This window comes from Streptomyces sp. NPDC001507 (assembly GCF_042894765.1).
Lineage (GTDB): Bacteria > Actinomycetota > Actinomycetes > Streptomycetales > Streptomycetaceae > Streptomyces.
In genome coordinates, this window is the sequence record NZ_JBIAVV010000006.1 from 184,774 (window position 1) to 204,422 (window position 19,649).

Below are 19,649 nucleotides of genomic sequence, written 5' to 3' on the forward strand. Positions count from 1 at the left end.
TTCCCTAGGGTGCCGGCATGAACGAGGACTCGCCCCACGGCCCCGCCGCCCCTGCCCCGTCCCTCCGCATCCGCCCGATGGCCCTCGCCGACTGCGACCGGGTCTCCGAGATACGCGTCCGGGGCTGGCAGTACGCCTACCGGGGCCTCATGCCGCAGCCGTTCCTGGACGGGCTCAGCGTCGAGCGGGACGCCGAACGGCGCAGGACGCGGTTCCTGGACGGCGGGGACGGGGTGACGGAGCTGGTCGCCGAGCGAGGCGGCACCATCGTGGGGTGGGCGGCGCACGGGCCGTACCGGGACGGTGAAGTACGCACCGGCGACGCCGAGTTGTACGCCATCTACGTGGCCGCCGCGCACCTCGGCACCGGCGTCGGACGGGCGCTGCTCACGACGGTCCTGGAGCAGTGCGCCGGGCACGCGCGCGTGTACCTGTGGGTGCTGAAGGAGAACGCGCGCGCCCGGCGGTTCTACGAGATCGCGGGCTTCGCGGCCGACGGGGCCGAGGAGCCGTACGACGTCGACGGGGTGCCGGTGCCCGAGGTGCGGTACGTCAGGGAGCCGGGCGTCACCTCTGCCTAGGGATGCGGGCGAGGGCCTGGACCGCCGCCTCGGCGAGGGTGGGGTGGGCCAGAGCCTCGGCCAGGACGCGGCGGGCACGGGTGTCGCCGAGGGCGCCGAGGCCGTCCACGCAGGCCAGGGCGACCCTGCGGTAGGGGTCGTGCGGGCGCAGCCGGCGTTCCAGGGTGGTGATCAGGGCCGGGACGGACTCCGGCGCGCGGAGTTCGACCAGGAGCCGGACGGGCTGCAGGGCGTAGGCGACGCGGAGTTCGTTGGTGGCGAGGGCGGCGGCCGCGCGGGCGGTGCGCGGGTCCCGGAGGCGGGCGAGGGCGTGGGCGGCGGAGACGCAGCGGGGTGGGTCGCGGTGGTTGAGGAGGAGGACCAGGGTCTCGAAGGCCCGCGGATCACCGGCCGTCCCCAGCCGGAACGCGGCCAGCTCCCTGGCCCACAGGGGCTGTCCGGCCGCGGTGAGCACCTCCGCCAGTTCGTCGTGGTCCTCGGTGGCCAGGAGCCGGCCGAAGGCGGCCGTCCCCTGCGACTCCTGCCGCAAACGCTCCGTGAGTGATCGCAACTCTTCGTCCACGAAGCCCAGCGTAGAGGGGTTGCGGCAGACGAGGGACGTACATCACAAACTCCGGGGGCTGGCGCGCTCGTTACCCGCCGGTTAAGCTCAATCGAGCGAGTCACCCACTCGCACTAACGCTCACGCCGGTTTGGTGACGCAGCCGCCGTGAGTACGCAGGTCGGTTCGGTACCTCGTACCGCTTTACGACCCGGCTCCGGGACAGGGCCGGTCGGAATCCGCCGCCGGGCGTGTGCGCGCCCGTGGCGGCAGCACCGGGCGTGTGCGCTCGCAGCCCGGCACCACCCGCATTCACGCAACTCTCTCCGCACCCGGTGCGCCCCTCGGCGCACCCGGGCGCGTTTCCAGTCGTCACCCTCATTCCTGGAGTCCCGCGATGGCCACTCCCCAGTCCGACCCTTCCCTGTCCCCGCTCAAGACGATCGCCGTCGTCGGCCTCGGCACCATGGGCACCGGTATCACCGAGGTCCTCGCGAAGGCCGGCCGCGAGGTGATCGGCATCGACATCAGCGAGGCGCAGGCCGCCAGGTCCCTCGCCGCCCTGGAGGCCGCCACCGCGCGTGCCGTGGTGCGCGGCAGGCTGACCGAGCAGGAGCGCTCCGACACCCTCGCCCGGGTCCGCACCGGCACCGACCTGACGGCCGCCGCCGACGCCGACCTCGTCATCGAGGTGGTCCCGGAGTCGTACGACATCAAGCACCAGGTGCTGCGGGAGCTGGACGGCATCGTCCGGCCCGAGACGATCCTCGCCACCGGCACGAACGCGCTCTCCGTGACCCGGCTGGCCGCCGACTCGGCCCGCCCCGAGCGCGTTCTCGGCCTGCACTTCTTCAACCCGGCCCCGGCGATGAAGCTGGTCGAGGTGGTCTCCTCGGTGCTCACCGCGCCGGGCGCCGTCGCCGCCGTCACCGACCTCGCGATCGAGCTGGGCAAGGAGCCGGTCGCGGTCGGCGACCGTCCCGGTTTCGTCGCGGACGGGCTGCTGTTCGGCTACCTCAACCAGGCCGCCGCGATGTACGAGGCGAAGTACGCCTCCCGCGAGGACATCGACGCGGCCATGCGGCTCGGCTGCGGCCTGCCGATGGGCCCCCTCGCCCTGCTGGACCTGATCGGCATCGACACGGCCCGTACGGTCCTGGACGCCATGTACGCCGAGTCCCGCGACCGCCTGCACGCCCCCGCCCCCATCCTCAAGCAGCTCAGCGAGGCGGGCCTGACCGGCCGCAAGTCGGGCCGCGGTTTCTACACCTACGAGGCCCCGGGCAGCGCCACCGTCGTCCGGGATGCGCTCACCCCGCTGGACGGCGCCGCGCTCACCCCCGGCCGTACGGTCCGCTCGGTCGGCGTCGCCGGCTCCGGCACCATGGCCTCCGGGATCGCCGAGGTCTTCGCCAAGGCCGGGTACGAGGTCGTCCTCGCCGCCCGCAGCGAGGAGAAGGCGCACGCCGCCAAGGCCCGCATCGGCAAGTCCCTGGACCGCTCCGTCGGCAAGGGCCGGATGACCGCCGAGGCGGCCGCGCAGACCCTGGACCTGATCACCCCGGCCGGTTCGTACGACGCCTTCGCGGACGTCGACCTGGCCGTCGAGGCGGTCGCCGAGGACCTGGAGGTCAAGCGGCAGCTGTTCGCGGCCTTCGACAAGGTCTGCAAGCCGGGCGCGGTGCTCGCCACCACCACCTCCTCGCTGCCGGTCGTCGCCTGCGCCCGCGCCACCTCGCGGCCGCAGGACGTGATCGGCATGCACTTCTTCAACCCGGCGCCGGCCATGAAGCTGGTCGAGGTCGTCCGCACCGTGCTCACCGCCGAGGACGTCCACGCCACGGTCCGCGAGGTCTGCGGCCGCATCCGGAAGCACGCCGTCGACTGCGGCGACCGGGCCGGGTTCATCGTCAACGCCCTGCTGTTCCCGTACCTGAACAACGCGATCAAGATGGTCGAGGAGCACTACGCCTCCCTCGACGACATCGACGCGGCGATGAAGCTCGGCGGCGGTTACCCGATGGGGCCCTTCGAGCTCCTGGACGTGGTCGGCCTGGACGTCTCGCTCGCCATCGAGAAGGTGCTGCACCGGGAGTTCCGCGACCCGGGCCTCGCGCCCGCGCCGCTCCTGGAGCACCTGGTGGCCGCGGGCTGCCTCGGCCGCAAGACCGGCCGTGGCTTCCGCGAATATGCCCGCCGCTGACGGCGCCGGCGACTGGTTCCGGGACGAGAAGGACTGGGGCGGGCTGCTCGACCCCGCGGACGGTCCCCCGCCCTTCGGGGGCGGGGGAAACCCCGGACCTGCGCATCAAGCTGCGCACATGCAGTACGTTCGGGTCATGTCCCAGCCCGCCAAGTCCTCACGTACCCCCGCCACGCCCGACGCGCCGGAGAGCGCCGCGGGCAGCCGCGCGGCGGCCCAGCGGCTCAAGATGCGCCGGGAGCTGGCGGCCGCCGCGATGGAGCTCTTCGCGACGAAGGGGTACGAGGCGACCACCGTCGACGAGATCGCGGCCGCGGCCGGGGTGGCCCGCCGCACCTTCTTCCGCCACTTCCGCTCCAAGGAAGAGGCGATCTTCCCGGACCACGACGACACCCTGATCCGCGCCGAGGCCGTGCTGAACGCGGCCCCGGCCCACGAGCACCCGCTCGACACGGTGTGCCGCGGCATCAAGGAAGTCATGAGGATGTACGCGGCCCGGCCGGACATCTCGGTCGCCCGCTACAAGCTCACCCGCGAGGTGCCCACCCTCCGCGAGGCCGAGATCGCGTCGGTGGCCCGCTACGAGCGTCTCTTCACCCGCTATCTCCTGGGCCACTTCGACGAGCACGCCCACGCGGACGACGCGAACGACGACCCGCTGCTGGCCGAGGTCGCGGCGTCGGCGGTGGTCACCGCCCACAACCACGTGCTGCGGCGCTGGCTGCGGGCGGGCGGGCAGGGGGACGTCGAACTGCAGCTGGACCACGCCTTCGCGATCGTCCGGAAGACGTTCGGGAACGGGATCGGGGCGGGCAGAGAGGCTGCGCCCCGCCCGGCCGCGCCGGCCTCGGTCGCCTCGCAGGGGGAGGTGCTGGTGACGGTGGCCAGGACCGATGCGCCGCTCGACGAAGTGATGCGCACGATCGAGCAGGCGCTGAAGGAGCGGTCGTAAAGCGACGGTAGGTGGGGGTCGCGGTCACCGAACCGCGGCTCCGCCGCTCGTCCTCGAACGCCGGACCGGCTGAATCCTCGTCGGCCGCGCCCTGACGCATGCGTCACGCAGCCTCTGTGAGCCACACCTCGCCGCCCGTCCCTGACATCCGGACGTCTCCCGCAAGACGGGCCATTTTCCCCTACTCGTCAGTAGGTTTGATCGATCATCGCTCATTTGTTTCGTAAAGATTTCATCTGAGAGCGATTCCTGGCACTCAGTGCCTTGCCACCTGACACGCGGTGTCATACCTTCGAGGTGTCCGGCCTGTCCCGGTGAGCCCATCGGCCCACCCGTCGGACGCCTGCGTCACAGGCAACCTCCCGCGCCACAAAGCGCTGCCGAAGCACCACCCCCGCCGAACCGACGGCACCTCTCTCAAAACCCTCAGCAGCACCGCCGTAACCCTCAGCGCCCCTTCCCTCGGGGGCGCACACCGCCGGAGGCAACACGTGACCACTCAGGCCATTCTGGACGCGATCCAGTCGCCGGAATCGACGCCGGCCGACTTCGCCGCCCTGCCGCTTCCCGAGTCGTACCGCGCGATCACCGTGCACAAGGACGAGACGGACATGTTCGCGGGCCTGGAGACCCGCGACAAGGACCCGCGCAAGTCGATCCACCTCGACGAGGTCCCCCTGCCCGAGCTGGGCCCGGGCGAGGCCCTGGTCGCCGTCATGGCATCGAGTGTCAACTACAACTCGGTGTGGACCTCGATCTTCGAGCCGCTGTCGACCTTCGGCTTCCTGGAGCGCTACGGCCGTACGAACGAGCTGGCCAAGCGGCACGACCTGCCGTACCACATCATCGGCTCCGACCTCGCGGGCGTCGTCCTGCGCACCGGCCCCGGCGTCAACGCCTGGAAGCCCGGCGACGAGGTCGTCGCGCACTGCCTGAGCGTGGAGCTGGAGTCCAGCGACGGGCACAACGACACGATGCTCGACCCCGAGCAGCGGATCTGGGGCTTCGAGACCAACTTCGGCGGCCTCGCCGAGATCGCGCTCGTCAAGTCCAACCAGCTGATGCCCAAGCCGGATCATCTGAGCTGGGAGGAGGCCGCCGCGCCGGGGCTGGTCAACTCCACCGCCTACCGCCAGCTGGTCTCCCGCAACGGCGCCGGCATGAAGCAGGGCGACAACGTGCTCATCTGGGGCGCGAGCGGCGGACTCGGCTCGTACGCCACCCAGTTCGCGCTGGCCGGCGGCGCCAACCCCATCTGTGTCGTGTCCTCGCCGCAGAAGGCCGACATCTGCCGGGCCATGGGCGCCGAGGCGATCATCGACCGCAACGCCGAGGACTACAAGTTCTGGAAGAACGAGCAGGAGCAGGACCCGCGCGAGTGGAAGCGCTTCGGCAAGCGCATCCGCGAGCTCACCGGCGGCGAGGACATCGACATCGTCTTCGAGCACCCCGGCCGCGAGACCTTCGGCGCCTCCGTCTTCGTCACCCGCAAGGGCGGCACCATCACCACCTGCGCCTCCACCTCGGGCTACATGCACGAGTACGACAACCGCTACCTGTGGATGTCCCTGAAGCGGATCATCGGCTCGCACTTCGCCAACTACCGCGAGGCCTGGGAGGCCAACCGGCTGATCGCGAAGGGCAAGATCCACCCGACCCTGTCGAAGGTCTACTCCCTGGAGGAGACCGGCCAGGCCGCCTACGACGTGCACCGCAACCTCCACCAGGGCAAGGTCGGCGTCCTGTGCCTCGCCCCCGAGGAGGGCCTCGGCGTGCGCGACAAGGAGATGCGCGCCAAGCACCTCGACGCCATCAACCGCTTCCGCAACATCTGAGACACCCGAGGTCATAGATGACTGAGCGTCAGATCGCCGACGGGGCACGTGTGAAGGACCGGCCGTGGCTCATGCGCACGTATGCCGGGCACTCCACGGCCGAGGCGTCCAACGAGCTGTACCGGCGCAACCTCGCCAAGGGCCAGACGGGTCTGTCGGTGGCGTTCGACCTGCCGACGCAGACCGGCTACGACCCCGACCACATCCTCGCCCGCGGCGAGGTCGGCCGGGTGGGCGTGCCCGTGGCCCATCTCGGTGACATGCGCCGCCTTTTCCAGGACATCCCCCTGGATCAGATGAACACCTCGATGACGATCAACGCCACGGCGATGTGGCTGCTGGCGCTCTACCAGGTGGTCGCCGAGGAGCAGGGTGCGGACATCACCAAGCTCCAGGGCACGACCCAGAACGACATCGTCAAGGAGTACCTGTCCCGCGGGACGCACGTCTTCCCGCCGGGGCCGAGCCTCCGCCTGACGACGGACATGATCGCGTACACGGTCTCCCACATGCCGAAGTGGAACCCGATCAACATCTGCAGCTACCACCTGCAGGAAGCGGGCGCCACGCCGGTCCAGGAGATCGCGTACGCGATGTCCACCGCGATCGCCGTCCTCGACGCGGTGCGCGACAGCGGCCAGGTGCCGCAGGAGCGCATGGGTGACGTCGTCGCCCGCATCTCCTTCTTCGTGAACGCCGGCGTCCGGTTCATCGAGGAGATGTGCAAGATGCGGGCGTTCGGCCGCATCTGGGACCAGGTCACCCGCGAGCGGTACGGCATCGAGGACCCCAAGCAGCGCCGGTTCCGGTACGGCGTCCAGGTCAACTCCCTCGGGCTGACCGAGGCGCAGCCGGAGAACAACGTCCAGCGGATCGTGCTGGAGATGCTCGCGGTGACGCTCTCGAAGGACGCACGCGCGCGTGCCGTGCAACTCCCCGCCTGGAACGAGGCCCTGGGCCTGCCCCGGCCCTGGGACCAGCAGTGGTCGCTGCGCATCCAGCAGGTGCTCGCCCACGAGAGCGACCTGCTGGAGTACGACGACATCTTCGAGGGCTCGCACGTCATCGAGGCGAAGGTCGCCCAGCTGGTCGAGGACTCGCTCGCGGAGATGGAGCGGATCCAGGAGATGGGCGGCGCGATGGCGGCCGTCGAGTCGGGCTATCTGAAGTCGCAGCTGGTGGCGTCGCACGCCGAGCGGCGGGGCCGGATCGAGTCCGGCCAGGAGAAGATCGTCGGCGTCAACATCTTCGAGACCACCGAGCCGAACCCGCTCACCGCCGACCTGGACACCGCGATCCAGACGGTGGACCCGGCGGTCGAGGCACGGGTCGTCGAGGCGATCGGGCACTGGCGCGACTCCCGCTACCAGCCGCCGTTCAACCACCCGCGGCCCTGCAAGGCCCTGGAGCGGCTGAAGGAGGCCGCCAAGGGCACCGACAACCTCATGGAGGCCACCCTGGAGTGCGCCCGCGCGGGCGTGACGACCGGTGAGTGGGCCGGGGCCCTGCGCGAGGTGTTCGGCGAGTTCCGGGCACCGACCGGGGTCTCCTCCGCTCCCGTCGCCGTCCCCGTGGAGGCGGGCTCGGCGCTCGCCGAGGTGCGGGCCAAGGTGGACGCCACCGCCCGCGACCTGGGCAGCGGCAAGCTCCGTTTCCTGGTCGGCAAGCCTGGTCTCGACGGCCACTCCAACGGCGCCGAGCAGATCGCGGTGCGCGCCCGGGACGCCGGCTTCGAGGTGGTCTACCAGGGCATCCGGCTGACGCCCGAGCAGATCGTGGACGCGGCCCTGGCCGAGGACGTGCACGCGGTGGGCCTGTCGATCCTCTCCGGGTCGCACGCCCAGCTGGTCCCGGACGTCCTGGAACGACTCCGTGTGGCCGGTGCCACAGATATACCGGTGATCGCCGGTGGCATCATCCCGAACGGTGATGCCGAGCAGCTCAGGGAAGCCGGAGTGGCCGCGGTCTTCACCCCGAAGGACTTCGACATCACCGGAATCATCGGCCGCATCGTCGACGAGATCCGGAAAGCGAACAAGCTCGACCCCCTGGAGGTCCCCGCATGACCACGCCCGTCAACCGGCTCCGCCCGCGGCGCTCCTGCCTGGCCGTGCCCGGCTCGAACCCCCGCTTCCTGGAGAAGGCCCAGGGTCTCCCGGCGGACCAGGTCTTCCTCGACCTGGAGGACGCGTGCGCCCCGCTCGCCAAGCCCGAGGCGCGGCACACCATCGTCAAGTTCCTCAACGAGGGCGACTGGACCGGCAAGACGCGCGTGGTGCGGGTCAACGACTGGACCACCGAGTGGACGTACCGTGACGTCGTGACCGTGGTCGAGGGCGCCGGGCAGAACCTCGACTGCATCATGCTGCCGAAGGTGCAGACGGCCCAGCAGGTCGTCGCGCTGGACCTGCTGCTGACCCAGATCGAGAAGACCATGGGCTTCGAGGTCGGCAAGATCGGCATCGAGGCGCAGATCGAGAACGCGCAGGGCCTCAACAACGTCAACGAGATCGCCACCGCGTCCCAGCGCGTCGAGACGATCATCTTCGGCCCGGCCGACTTCATGGCGTCCATCAACATGAAGTCGCTGGTCGTGGGCGAGCAGCCGCCCGGCTACCCGGCGGACGCCTACCACTACATCCTGATGAAGATCCTGATGGCCGCCCGCGCCAACAACCTCCAGGCGATCGACGGCCCCTACCTGCAGATCCGCAACATCGACGGCTACCGCGAGGTCGCCCAGCGGGCCGCCGCGCTCGGCTTCGACGGCAAGTGGGTGCTGCACCCGGGCCAGGTCGAGGCGTCCAACGAGATCTTCTCGCCGTCGCAGGAGGACTACGACCACGCCGAGCTGATCCTGGACGCGTACGACTACTACACGTCCGAGGCGGGCGGCAAGAAGGGCTCCGCGATGCTCGGCGACGAGATGATCGACGAGGCCAGCCGCAAGATGGCCCTGGTCATCTCGGGCAAGGGCCGGGCGGCCGGCATGCAGCGCACCAGCAAGTTCGAGATCCCGGAGGGCTGAGCGCGATGCAGTTCGGACGCACGTACGAGGAGTTCGAGGTCGGGGCGACGTACAAGCACTGGCCCGGGAAGACGGTCACGGAGTACGACGACCACCTGTTCTGTCTCCTCACCATGAACCACCACCCGCTCCACATGGACACGAACTACGCCGAGAAGACGACGGACTTCGGCAAGAACGTGGTGGTGGGGAACTACATCTACTCGCTGCTGCTCGGCATGTCCGTCCCGGACATCTCGGGCAAGGCGATCGCCAACCTGGAGATCGAGTCGCTCAAGCACGTGGCGCCGACCTTCCACGGCGACACGATCTACGGCCAGACCACCGTGCTGGACAAGTGGCCCTCCAAGTCGAAGGACGACCGCGGGATCGTCTACGTCGAGACCAAGGGCTACAAGCAGGACGGCACGCTGGTGTGCATCTTCCGCCGCAAGGTGATGGTGCCGACCGAGACGTACATCAAGGAGCGCGGCGGCGAGCAGCCGGGCCGCCCCGAGCTGAAGGAACAGGGGAAGTAAGCGATGGCCCGTCTCGCCCAGACCGCCGGTCTGACCGACGTCCAGCAGGAGATCCTCTCCACCGTCCGCGACTTCGTGGACAAGGAGATCATCCCGGTCGCCACCGAGCTGGAGCACCGCGACGAGTACCCGCAGCAGATCGTCGACGGTCTCAAGGAGCTCGGCCTGTTCGGCCTGATGATCCCCGAGGAGTACGGCGGCCTGGGCGAGTCCCTCCTGACGTACGCGCTGTGCGTCGAGGAGATCGCCCGCGGGTGGATGTCCGTCTCCGGGATCATCAACACGCACTTCATCGTGGCGTACATGCTCAAGCAGCACGGCACGCAGGAGCAGAAGGAGCACTTCCTGCCGCGGATGGCGGCGGGCGACGTCCGGGGCGCGTTCTCGATGTCGGAGCCGGCCCTCGGCTCGGACGTCTCCGCCATCACCTCGAAGGCGGTGAAGGACGGCGACGAGTACGTCCTGAACGGCCAGAAGATGTGGCTGACGAACGGCGGCACGTCCTCCCTCGTGGCCGTCCTGGTGCGGAGTGACGAAGGCCACCCCGAGGGCACGGCCCCGCACAAGTCGATGACGACCTTCCTGGTGGAGAAGGAGCCCGGCTTCGGCGAGGTCCGCCCCGGGCTCACCATCCCGGGCAAGATCGACAAGATGGGCTACAAGGGCGTCGACACCACCGAGCTGATCATGGACGGGTTGCGGATCCCGGCCGATCGGGTGCTCGGCGGGGTCACCGGCCGAGGTTTTTACCAAATGATGGACGGGGTCGAGGTCGGCCGCGTCAACGTGGCGGCGCGTGGCTGCGGTGTCGCGCAGCGTGCGTTCGAGCTGGGTGTCCGGTACGCCCAGCAGCGTCACACTTTCGGCAAGGCGATCGCCCAGCATCAGGCCATCCAGTTCAAGCTGGCGGAGATGGCCACCAAGGTCGAGGCCGCGCATGCCATGATGGTCAACGCGGCACGCAAGAAGGACTCCGGGGAACGAAACGACCTTGAGGCCGGGATGGCGAAGTACCTCGCGTCCGAGTACTGCAAGGAGGTCGTGGAGGACGCCTTCCGGATCCACGGCGGCTACGGCTTCTCCAAGGAGTACGAGATCGAACGTCTCTACCGTGAGGCGCCGATGTTGCTGATCGGCGAAGGTACCGCCGAGATCCAGAAAATGATCATCGGACGAAGGTTGCTCGAAGAGTATCGGTTCCAGGGCTGATTGTCCCGGTACGGGGTGTTTTCTTCGAGAAGAAGATCACACCCCGTCAACGGTCTTCGGCCGCCGACTCGGCTTCCTGGCTTGCCCAGTTGCGGCCCCCGACCGGTACGATCCCGGAAAGCCGCCGTCCCCAATCCCTGCGCGGCATCATCCGCTACGAAGGTCATCCATGCCCCACAGCCAAACCTCTGCACATCGAGACAGCCTGGCCGGCGTACGCCTCGCGCGCGGAGCATCGCCGTGGCTTCTCCCGACCGTCGCCACCGCAGCCGTCAGCCTCCTGCGCGCCCGTCGCTCCGGCGCCGCCAAGGCCGTCGCCGTACCCGCCACCGCGCTCGCGGCGGGCATGCTGTGGTTCTTCCGCGACCCCGAGCGTGAGATCGCCCAGGGCCGCGTCATCTCCCCCGCCGACGGTGTGGTGCAGAGCATCATGCCGTGGAAGGACGGACGCACCCGGGTCGCGATCTTCATGAGCCCGCTCAACGTCCACGTCAACCGCGCGCCCCTCGCGGGCGAGGTGACGTCGGTGGAGCACATCCCCGGTGGCTTCGTTCCCGCCTTCAACAAGGAGAGCGAGAACAACGAGCGCGTAGTCTGGCATTTCGACACCGAACTCGGCGACATCGAGATGATCCAGATCGCCGGCGCGGTGGCCCGCCGTATCGTCCCCTACGTCCCGCAGGGCACGAAGGTCGAGCAGGGCGACCGCATCGGTCTGATCCGCTTCGGCTCGCGTGTGGACATCTACCTCCCGGAGGGTGTGGAGGTCGCGGTCGAGGTCGGCCAGAAGACCGTGGCTGGGGTGACTCGCATTGACCGTGATTGATCCTGAGACCCAGGCGGGCTGGGTGCCCGAGGCCGACGAGATCGGCGACGACGAGGAGGAGATGCCGCTCTCTCTCCGCCTCTCGATAGCGGACACCCTCACGCTCGGCAACGCCACGTGCGGCTTCATGGCGGTGTACTTCACCACCACCGGCATCCTGATCCCGCACCTCACGGGGGACGACCAGTCGGCCGGCATGGCGCGCCACAGCGCCGCCACCGCGGTCATCCTCATGCTCTGCGCGGCGGTCTTCGACCTGTTCGACGGCCTGGTGGCGCGCAAGCTGCGCTCCTCCCCCATGGGCGCGGAGCTGGACAACCTCTCCGACCTGATCAGCTTCGGCCTCGCGCCGGCGTACTTCGTGCTCGTCTACGGCATGGTGGCCGACGACGCGTACCAGAAGGTGGCCGCGGTCGGAGCGGTGGTGGTGCTGCTGGCGGTGGTGCTGCGGCTGGCGCGCTTCAGCTGCGTGACGCCGCCGAACGGCATGTTCCAGGGCATGCCGAGCCCGTTCGGTGCGCTGACGGTCGTCTCCATCGTCCTTCTGGAGCTCCCCTTCGTGGCGACGCTCCTCGCCATCCTGGGCACCGCCTGGCTGATGGTGAGCCGGGTGGAGTACCCGAAGCCCCGTGGCCGCCTCGCGGTCGCGATGCTGGCCTGGATCGTCCTGTCGATGGGACTCCTGGTCTCCTGGGCCTTCGACGCGCCCAGCGGCCAGCTCCTCCTCCAGACCGGCTGCGCGCTGCAGCTGGTGATGGGCGCGGTGATCCCGCTGTTCGCCACGGCCCGCCGGGTGAACAACTTCCGCGACAACCGGCGCGAGGCGCGGGCGGCACAGCTGCCCTGACGCTCCGCGTACCGCCGACGGGTGTGGCCCGAGCCTTCGAGGCTCGGGCCACACCCGTTTCGGCCCAAGGACTACTCGGTCTCGCACATCTCGAAGCTTCCGGCGAACGAGGGCGACACCGTGAAACTCTTCGTCCGGGAGTACGACGGCACCCAGGGCAACCAGCCGCACGAGGTGGTGCTGATGCTCCACGGCCGGAGCGTGCCGGTTCTCGCCGGGTACGACCTGACGGTCCCCGGGTCCGACATCGACTACAACTGGGCGCAGGACCTGGCCAAGCGCCACTTCGACGTCTTCATGTGGACTTGCAGGGCAACGGGCGGTCGCCACGCCCGAAGATGGACGAGCCCCGCAACGCCAACCCGACGCAGCGTGGCGTCCTGTCGCCCAATCCGCTGTCGCCCCCGTACACCGGGCCGCCTCTGTACCCGCACCAGCCGAGCAACACCGACAGCGAATGTGCGGAGCTGGCCACCGTGGTCGACTTCATCAGGAAGCTGCCCGGCAGGAACAAGCCGATGGACTTCATCGGCTGGTCCGCCGCGGCGCCGTCCATGGGGCCGTACACCCTCCAGCACCCCGAGATGGTCAAGAGCCTGTTCCTGCTCGCCCCCGTCTTCCCGCCTGACGGCCGGTGGTCGGGGGACCCCGCGGACCCCCTCGCGATCCCGCCGAACACCCCGCTGCCCGTCTCCGACCCGCCCACGCTGTACGGCTTCCCCATGTTCGTCAGCGACAAGAAGGGCTTCGTGGAGGCGTGGAACCGCGAGCAGGGCAATCCACCCCAACGGGAGCCCGGCATGGAGGACACGGCATGGGCCGCCATGATGGCGAACGACCCCATCGGCAGCAAATGGGGCCAGAAGCTGCCATCAGGCGCGTACGAGGGCATCCAACGGTTCCGGAACCCGTACTTCTGGGGCTGGACCAAGGAGACGGTGCCCTACCAGGACGCGTTGGGCAACTACATCCTCGGCGACCGTCCCCGTTCCCCCGCCGCTGCGCTTCTCCGTGCCGGCCCTCTACAAGGCCATCGGCGGGCCCGAGAAGCTGATGTTCGAGCTGGAGGGTGCGGGACACTCCGTGGTCTGGGAGCGCCCCGCCAAGATCGTGCACGACATCGCGTTCCAGTGGCTCCACAACAAGCACAAGGTGTGGGACCTCGAGCGGCAGCTACTACCAGGACTCGACGGGTGTCCTGACGCCGGTCTAGCCCGCCCTCAGCAGAGAAAGTCCCGCGCGATCTGCTCCGCCACCCGCTCCAGGATCGGCCCGGCCTCCGCGATGCACTTCACCACGTCCGGTTCGATCTCGGTGAGCGGGTAGGCACGGCGGATCCCCGCCCGGCCGAGCGCCTCCGGCGGGAGGGCGAGGCGGCCGCACACCGCGACGACCTCCTTGCCGGCGGCGCGCGCCGCGGCCGCGACCCCGGCCGGCGCCTTCCCGTGCAGGGTCTGCTCGTCCAGCGACCCCTCCCCCGTGATCACCAGCGACGCCCGCTCCAGCGCGGGCGCGAAGCCCAGGACGTCGAGCATGACCTCGATGCCGGGCCGGAAGCGCGCGCCGAGCAGCAGGGCGCCGTACCCGATGCCCCCGGCGGCCCCCGCCCCCGGCGCGACCGCGTACTCGGCGGCGCGCGGACCGGCCTCGGCCTCCAGGACCTTCGCGAAGTCGGCCAGCGCGGCGTCCAGGAGGTCCACGTCGTCCGGCGAGGCCCCCTTCTGCGGGCCGTAGACGGCCGGCGCGCCCGTCGGCCCGGTGAGCGGGTTGTCGACGTCGCTGGCGAGGACCAGGTCGACGGCGGACAGCCGCGGGTCGAGGCCCGACAGGTCCGCGCGGACCAGATCGGCGAGGCCGCCGCCGCCCGGCGGCACCGGTTCGCCGTCCGCGTCGAGGAAGCGGGCGCCGAGCGCCGACAGCATCCCGGCCCCGCCGTCGGTCGTGGCACTGCCGCCGACGCCGAAGACGATCGTGCGCGCACCCGCGTCCAGCGCGGCCCGCAGCAGTTCCCCGGAGCCGTACGTGGAGGCCGTCAGGGGCGCGAAGACACCACGGGGCAGCCGCTGCAGACCGCTCGCCTCGGCCATCTCCACGACCGCGGTGTCGCCGCGCAGCGCGAACGCGGCGGTGACCTCCTGCCCCAGTGGCCCGGCGACCTTCCGCTCGTGGCGTTCGAACCCGGCCGCGACCGCCGCGGCCACCGTGCCGTCCCCGCCGTCCGCGACGGGCAGCGCCTCGGCGTCGAGGCCGGGCACGATCCGGCTGAGCCCCGCCGTGACCCGCTCGGCGACCTCCACGGCCGTCAGCGAGCCCTTGAACTTGTCCGCGGCGATGAGCACGCGCTGTGTCACCTGTATCCCCTTGCTCTCCGGGCCTCGCGCACGTCAAGGCCAGTCGCGCCGCTGTGACCTTAACCGGAGGACACCCTCGCCGTCATGCCCCGCCCGAAGCCTGGGCGGCGGCTGGGAACCGTCTGCGAAAACGGGTAGACCTCAGCCATGACCAGTCTGGGGCCCGACTTCGCCGACCGCGTGCTCGGCGGCTGGCTCGGCCGGATCGCGGGCAACATGCTCGGCAAACCGGTGGAGCGGGGCGACCTGTGGACCCGGGAGCGCATCGACGGCTACCTGCGGCGGGCCGGCGCCCTCCCGCTCACCGACTACCTCCCCGAGCCCGCCGACGAGGGTGACGCGATCGCCCTGCGCCCCGAGTGGCGGAGTTGCGTGCGCGGCCGGATCCACGGCAGCTGCCGCGACGACGACGTCGACTACGCGATCCTCGGCCTGCACCTCCTGGAGACCCACGGCTTCGGCTTCAGCACGGAACAGGTCGGCGAGCTGTGGCTGCAACGGCTGCCGTACCTGCAGACCTTCACGGCGGAGCGGGCCGCCTACCGCAACCTCGTCAACGGGCTGAAACCGCCCCTCACCGCCACCTACGACAACCCCTGCCAGGAGTGGATCGGCGCCCTGATCCGCGCCGACGTGTTCGGCTGGACCTGCCCGGACGCACCGCACCGGGCCGCCGCCCTGGCCCGCCGGGACGCGGTCCTCTCGCACTCCGGGAACGGGGTGTACGGCGCGATGTGGGCCGCCGCGCTGATCTCCGCGGCGTTCACCGCGCCGACGGTACGGCAGGCGATCGACACCGCGCTCACCGTCGTACCGGCGAGCTGCCGGCTCGCCCGGACCGTGCGCCGGGTGGTCTCCCTGTACGAGACCCGGATGAGCTGGGAGGACACCCTCACCACCGTCGCCGCCGAGACCGCCGGCCTCGGCTGGATCCACACCGTCCCCAACGCGGCCGTGCTCACCGCAGGCCTGCTGTACGGGGAAGGAGACTTCACCCGGACCATCGCCCTCACCGTCCGCGGCGGCCTGGACACCGACTCCAACGGGGCGACGGCGGGCTCGGTGGCCGGGGTGCTGACCGGCGCGGCGGCCGTACCGGCCCAGTGGCGGGGCCCCCTGGAGGACACGGTCCGCAGCGCGGTCCTCGGCTTCGACGGGGCCCGCATCAGCGACCTGGCGGCACGCACCGTACGCCTCGCCGGGACCGGCGCCGAGTCCGCACTGGCTACGCTTCCCGGGTGACCACGACTGACGCCTACGCCGCGTACATCGCGAGCCTCCCCCGCGTTCTCGCCGGGGCCGCCGCGCTCATCCGGGACGTCGAGGGACGGGTGCTGCTCGTCGAGCCCAACTACCGGGAGGGCTGGGCGCTGCCGGGCGGGACCGTCGAGTCCGACGAAGGGGAGACCCCGCGCCAGGGCGCCCGCCGGGAGACCCTGGAGGAGATCGGCCTGGACCGCGAGATGGGCCGGCTGCTGGCGGTGGACTGGGTGCACGGCACCGGCCGCCCGCCGATCGTCGCCTACCTGTACGACGGCGGGGTCGTCACCGACGCCGATCTCGGGGCGATCCGGCTGCAGGAGGCGGAGCTGCTGTCCTGGCGGCTGGTCCCGCGGGAGGAACTGGCCGACCGTCTGCCGGGCTCGCTGGGCCGCCGCGTCCTGACCGCACTGGACGTCCTGACCGAGGGCTCGGGCACCGCCGAGCTGGAGAACGGCCACCGGGCGGGCTGACCGGCGTTGCGCAGCGCCCAGTCGAAGCCGTCACGGCTGATCTCGACAGCCAGCACGGTCTCCTGCCCCTCCCCGGCGCCCCAGCCGCAGCCGCAGCCGCAGCCGCAGCGGTACATCATCCACAAGAACGACGGCTTGATCCACGTCAGGCCGTGTTCACAACCTTCCCCTCCGGCGGTGCTCAGGCTGTTCGTGGCCCGGCGGTTCCGTGCGGCGTCAGCTGCGCCGCTGCCACCAGCGCCGCTTCTGCTCGCCTTCCCGCGTACCGGTTCCGGCTCCGTCAGGGCCTGACGCGTTGTGCGGCGAGAAGGCTTTCAGGGCGGCACGGATACGGTCGAAGGGGGCGATGCTGTGGTGGTCGTCGGCGGGAAGCGCCACTCCGACGCACACCAGCTTGAAACGGTCCTCACCGAGCGGTGCGCCAATGAACACCGGTGCGCCCACACACCCTTGTGGCACGTCTCCGATCCACCGGATGCCGCCGTCGTCAGAGCGGGTGAGCCGGCCGATCACGACAGCCTGCTCTCGGGAACCGTCCCCGTCGTCGACGTGACCCAGCAGATAGGCCGGGACGGGCGACTCACCGAGTCCGGCGATGTCCTGTTCCGTGGCTGCGATGCCGTCGGTGATCTCGTCGGTTGTCCAGTGCCAGCCCTTGCGGGCGCCGTGCGCGTGCAGCCCGGTGGAGGGCATGACCGCCACCCCCAGGTCGCCGACATGAGTCCACTCGTCCGCGAAGTCGAGCATCATCAGCTTCTCAGCGCTCATCACGGGTGCGCACAGCGCGGGGCGCAGGGTGAACTCAGCCAACTCGACTCGCGTCGGCTCACTGGCGGTCACGAGGAACTGCCGGATGACCTCGCCCTCGGAGGTCGTCTCCACCAGTTCGTTGAACCAGAAGGCCGTCGCGTGTTGTTCGTCCCGGTGAGCTTGCTGGAAGGGAAGCGTCGAGCGGCCGACATGATCGACTATCGCATCGATGATCGCGCTGGAGTGGTCGGGCAGGTCAGACATGGACGGAGAGGCTAACGCACGGTCGGAGACAGCTACCAGGCAGCATGACAGGGCCCGTCCCCGCGCCCTCCGGTCCGCGCTCTTCGACATCGGTGATGGACAAGGGATGGACAAGGGTCTGTCAGCGCGGCTTGATGACCCATGTCAAGCCGCGTTCGAAGACCTTTTCCCATCCGCGCAAGCCGCCCGGACGCGGTGCCTCCGTGAGCTCCGTCTGCGAGATTGCAAGCTCAAGAACGGGGACAGTGCCCAACACCCCCCAGCGCGAACGATGTTGGAGCCGAGGTGCATGATCTGGGCCATGAGATTCGTAGGTGGCGCCAACATGCCGACCACACGGGCAGGGCGGATCAACGCAACGCGACCGTTCGGCGTCCTCACGATAAACGACGGCAGGCTCGTCCTTCGGGCCCGCGTCCTACGGCCCTTCGCGACGTTGTTCGGTGTCACGCCTCTGGAGTGCTCGGCCCAGGACATCGCCGACGTATTCCCCTGCCGTGGGATCTTCGGTACTCCAGGCGTGGGGTTCCGCACCGAGGACGGGCGCCGCTTCTACTTCTGGACCGGTCAGATCCAAGCGGTACTCGACGTGTGCCGGCAGCAAGGGTTCAGCGTCTCGACCGAGGAACAGCGAGTCACCTACGCCGACTGACCGCCGATGGCGAGGGCCAGGGTTAATCGTCTTGCCCTAACCGGTAATGCCCAGTCAGGTTCGAGCACTCCCACTGCGGTTGTGGTCTGTCCCGCGAGTCCACAGGGACAGGTCACTGCTCGTCGTTATGGCGAGGGTCAGCCCGGAGGGCGAGAAACCGGCGGCTCGGAACTCGGCGTAGTCGGCCTGGAAGATGTGCCACCATCGCTCTTCGTACGGATCGGAGTGAGGCAAGCCGCTTCCACAGGAGAGCAAGACGCGATCAAGGGGCCAGTCCGGGGCGACGACCTGCAGAGCCCAGCCGTCCCCGGTGGTGGTGTGAAGTCTTCCACCGAAGAGGTCTGCGGACGCGGCTTGGTGACCCATGTCAAGCCTCGTTCACAGACTTATCTGTCCGGACTCGAAGAGCAGAACGGAAGCTAGCCGCGGTATCCGCTGCCGGACTGGCGCTGCTCGAAGTCAGGGCAGTGGAACGTCTCCTGCACGAAACCGCTTCTCTCATCCCAGAGGTCGAACAGATCCCATTTGTCGGCAACAGCTCGGTAAGCGTCCTTGCGGTCGCGGAAGCAAGCCATCGAGCCGATGAACCCAGAGCCCGCCGGGTGGTAGTCGGAGAAGGCACATGAGATGCAGGCCAAGAGCCGGATACCGTCCGGTAGCCGGCGTTGCAGGTCCAGCAATGCATCCTCCATCGAGCCCTGGGGGGTGGTTGTCTCCACAACACCGGTCGGCAGGTGCAACTTCAACGTCACACCGACAGAGTCGATCGCGTTGTTAGGCGCGGGATCTCCGAGGACCAGTCGTGCCGTCAACGGGATGCTGGTGAGTCCGGTGTCGGCCAGGGAAGCCTCCACCGACATGCGCCACCCGATGGTGCACGAGCACAGGTCGCCATGGTTCAGCGCCGGAGGTTCGGCCTCAGTGGGTGCTCCGACGAGTGCGAGACTGTCAACTGACGCTCCCTCGAAACGGTTGCCACGCAGGACCATTGTGAACGTCCCACCGCTGTTGATCAGAGTCGTCTCGCACCGGCCCCAGCGATCGGTGACAACCGCCGGGTAGTGATGCGGACTCCCGTACCAAAGCGTCCCACTCATGCCGGCCAGTATCACGCAGCGGTCCTCGCACACCGACGCTGGACTGCCGTGCCCGCACCGCCAGAGGGTTCCCGCCCCCGCCCCGGTGGCCGATCGCTTCTTGTCTCACCGCACCAACGGCGCACAACCTTGATCGACTCCGGCAACAGACCCTAGGCACCTCAAGTCTGCAAAAGCGCTTGGTGATCCAGGTCAAGGTGTTCACAGACCTTTGACTGGTGCCGACATGAGGGCTGGGGGCTGCGGCAGGCGGCGCATCAAG

18 protein-coding genes and 1 pseudogene are annotated in these 19,649 nt (G+C 69.6%); 14 read left to right on the top strand and 5 right to left on the bottom strand.

The annotated features are described in order from the left end of the window. The first annotated feature begins 17 nt into the window (after positions 1-17). Positions 18-581 (top strand): GNAT family N-acetyltransferase, encoded by a 564-nt coding sequence (locus tag ACFY0K_RS20870; RefSeq protein WP_390641082.1) that lies wholly within the window; start codon positions 18-20, stop codon positions 579-581. On the opposite strand, the gene ACFY0K_RS20875 is transcribed toward ACFY0K_RS20870, so the two are convergent. Continuing rightward, a complete protein-coding gene (locus ACFY0K_RS20875; RefSeq protein ID WP_390641083.1) occupies positions 568-1,143 on the bottom strand; it encodes an adenylosuccinate lyase in 576 nt (191 codons plus the stop codon). The genes ACFY0K_RS20870 and ACFY0K_RS20875 overlap by 14 nt on opposite strands. 376 nt (positions 1,144-1,519) lie before the next feature. On the opposite strand from ACFY0K_RS20875, the gene ACFY0K_RS20880 reads away from it, so the two are divergent. The 10 genes from ACFY0K_RS20880 (at position 1,520) to ACFY0K_RS20925 (ending at position 13,742) form a co-directional block, all read left to right on the top strand. After that, positions 1,520-3,325: a 3-hydroxyacyl-CoA dehydrogenase family protein gene (locus ACFY0K_RS20880; protein WP_390641084.1), complete on the top strand. Its 1,806-nt coding sequence runs from the start codon at positions 1,520-1,522 to the stop codon at positions 3,323-3,325. Positions 3,326-3,461: 136 nt separating this feature from the next. Further along, on the top strand, positions 3,462-4,277 hold the full coding sequence (locus tag ACFY0K_RS20885) for a TetR family transcriptional regulator (protein WP_218162356.1): 816 nt from the start codon (positions 3,462-3,464) through the stop codon (positions 4,275-4,277). Positions 4,278-4,768: 491 nt separating this feature from the next. Next, positions 4,769-6,112 carry a crotonyl-CoA carboxylase/reductase gene (ccrA, locus tag ACFY0K_RS20890; RefSeq protein ID WP_390641085.1) on the top strand — a complete coding sequence of 448 codons (1,344 nt, stop codon included), beginning with the start codon at positions 4,769-4,771 and terminating at the stop codon, positions 6,110-6,112. A gap of 17 nt (positions 6,113-6,129) precedes the next feature. Next, on the top strand, positions 6,130-8,178 hold the full coding sequence (locus tag ACFY0K_RS20895; RefSeq protein ID WP_390641086.1) for a protein meaA: 2,049 nt from the start codon (positions 6,130-6,132) through the stop codon (positions 8,176-8,178). Beyond that, positions 8,175-9,140, top strand: a complete 966-nt coding sequence (locus ACFY0K_RS20900) for an HpcH/HpaI aldolase/citrate lyase family protein (protein WP_382726842.1) — start codon at positions 8,175-8,177, stop codon at positions 9,138-9,140. The genes ACFY0K_RS20895 and ACFY0K_RS20900 overlap by 4 nt, the downstream gene beginning before the upstream one ends. A gap of 5 nt (positions 9,141-9,145) precedes the next feature. Further along, a complete protein-coding gene (locus ACFY0K_RS20905) occupies positions 9,146-9,658 on the top strand; it encodes a MaoC family dehydratase (RefSeq protein ID WP_351959935.1) in 513 nt (170 codons plus the stop codon). A 3-nt stretch (positions 9,659-9,661) separates the two neighbouring features. After that, entirely contained in the window at positions 9,662-10,867 is a 1,206-nt protein-coding gene (locus ACFY0K_RS20910) for an acyl-CoA dehydrogenase family protein (RefSeq protein WP_351959936.1), read from the top strand. Between the two features lie 169 nt (positions 10,868-11,036). Then, positions 11,037-11,693: a phosphatidylserine decarboxylase gene (locus ACFY0K_RS20915; RefSeq protein ID WP_351959937.1), complete on the top strand. Its 657-nt coding sequence runs from the start codon at positions 11,037-11,039 to the stop codon at positions 11,691-11,693. Positions 11,694-11,715: 22 nt separating this feature from the next. Further along, on the top strand, positions 11,716-12,540 hold the full coding sequence (gene pssA, locus ACFY0K_RS20920) for a CDP-diacylglycerol--serine O-phosphatidyltransferase (RefSeq protein ID WP_294001429.1): 825 nt from the start codon (positions 11,716-11,718) through the stop codon (positions 12,538-12,540). Between the two features lie 338 nt (positions 12,541-12,878). After that, positions 12,879-13,742, top strand: coding sequence for a hypothetical protein (locus ACFY0K_RS20925; RefSeq protein ID WP_390641087.1), 864 nt, complete (start codon positions 12,879-12,881; stop codon positions 13,740-13,742). An 18-nt stretch (positions 13,743-13,760) separates the two neighbouring features. On the opposite strand, the gene ACFY0K_RS20930 is transcribed toward ACFY0K_RS20925, so the two are convergent. Beyond that, entirely contained in the window at positions 13,761-14,897 is a 1,137-nt protein-coding gene (locus ACFY0K_RS20930) for a glycerate kinase (protein WP_390641377.1), read from the bottom strand. A gap of 141 nt (positions 14,898-15,038) precedes the next feature. Here ACFY0K_RS20930 and ACFY0K_RS20935 point away from each other — a divergent pair, with 141 nt between their 5' ends. Further along, positions 15,039-16,133, top strand: a complete 1,095-nt coding sequence (locus tag ACFY0K_RS20935) for an ADP-ribosylglycohydrolase family protein (protein ID WP_390641088.1) — start codon at positions 15,039-15,041, stop codon at positions 16,131-16,133. Then, positions 16,130-16,624, top strand: a complete 495-nt coding sequence (locus tag ACFY0K_RS20940) for an NUDIX domain-containing protein (RefSeq protein WP_390641089.1) — start codon at positions 16,130-16,132, stop codon at positions 16,622-16,624. The genes ACFY0K_RS20935 and ACFY0K_RS20940 overlap by 4 nt, the downstream gene beginning before the upstream one ends. Positions 16,625-16,626: 2 nt before the next feature. Here ACFY0K_RS20940 and ACFY0K_RS20945 read toward each other — a convergent pair. Then, positions 16,627-16,809, bottom strand: a pseudogene (locus ACFY0K_RS20945) (DUF4291 family protein); the annotation flags it as partial. Between the two features lie 31 nt (positions 16,810-16,840). Continuing rightward, a complete protein-coding gene (locus tag ACFY0K_RS20950) occupies positions 16,841-17,638 on the bottom strand; it encodes a hypothetical protein (RefSeq protein WP_390641090.1) in 798 nt (265 codons plus the stop codon). A 520-nt stretch (positions 17,639-18,158) separates the two neighbouring features. Between ACFY0K_RS20950 and ACFY0K_RS20955 the strand changes: the two genes are divergently transcribed. After that, positions 18,159-18,290: a hypothetical protein gene (locus tag ACFY0K_RS20955; RefSeq protein WP_390641091.1), complete on the top strand. Its 132-nt coding sequence runs from the start codon at positions 18,159-18,161 to the stop codon at positions 18,288-18,290. A gap of 419 nt (positions 18,291-18,709) precedes the next feature. Here the strand turns inward: ACFY0K_RS20955 and ACFY0K_RS20960 are convergent, their stop codons facing one another. Continuing rightward, positions 18,710-19,387, bottom strand: a complete 678-nt coding sequence (locus tag ACFY0K_RS20960; protein ID WP_390641092.1) for a DUF6304 family protein — start codon at positions 19,385-19,387, stop codon at positions 18,710-18,712. Positions 19,388-19,649 lie beyond the last annotated feature (262 nt).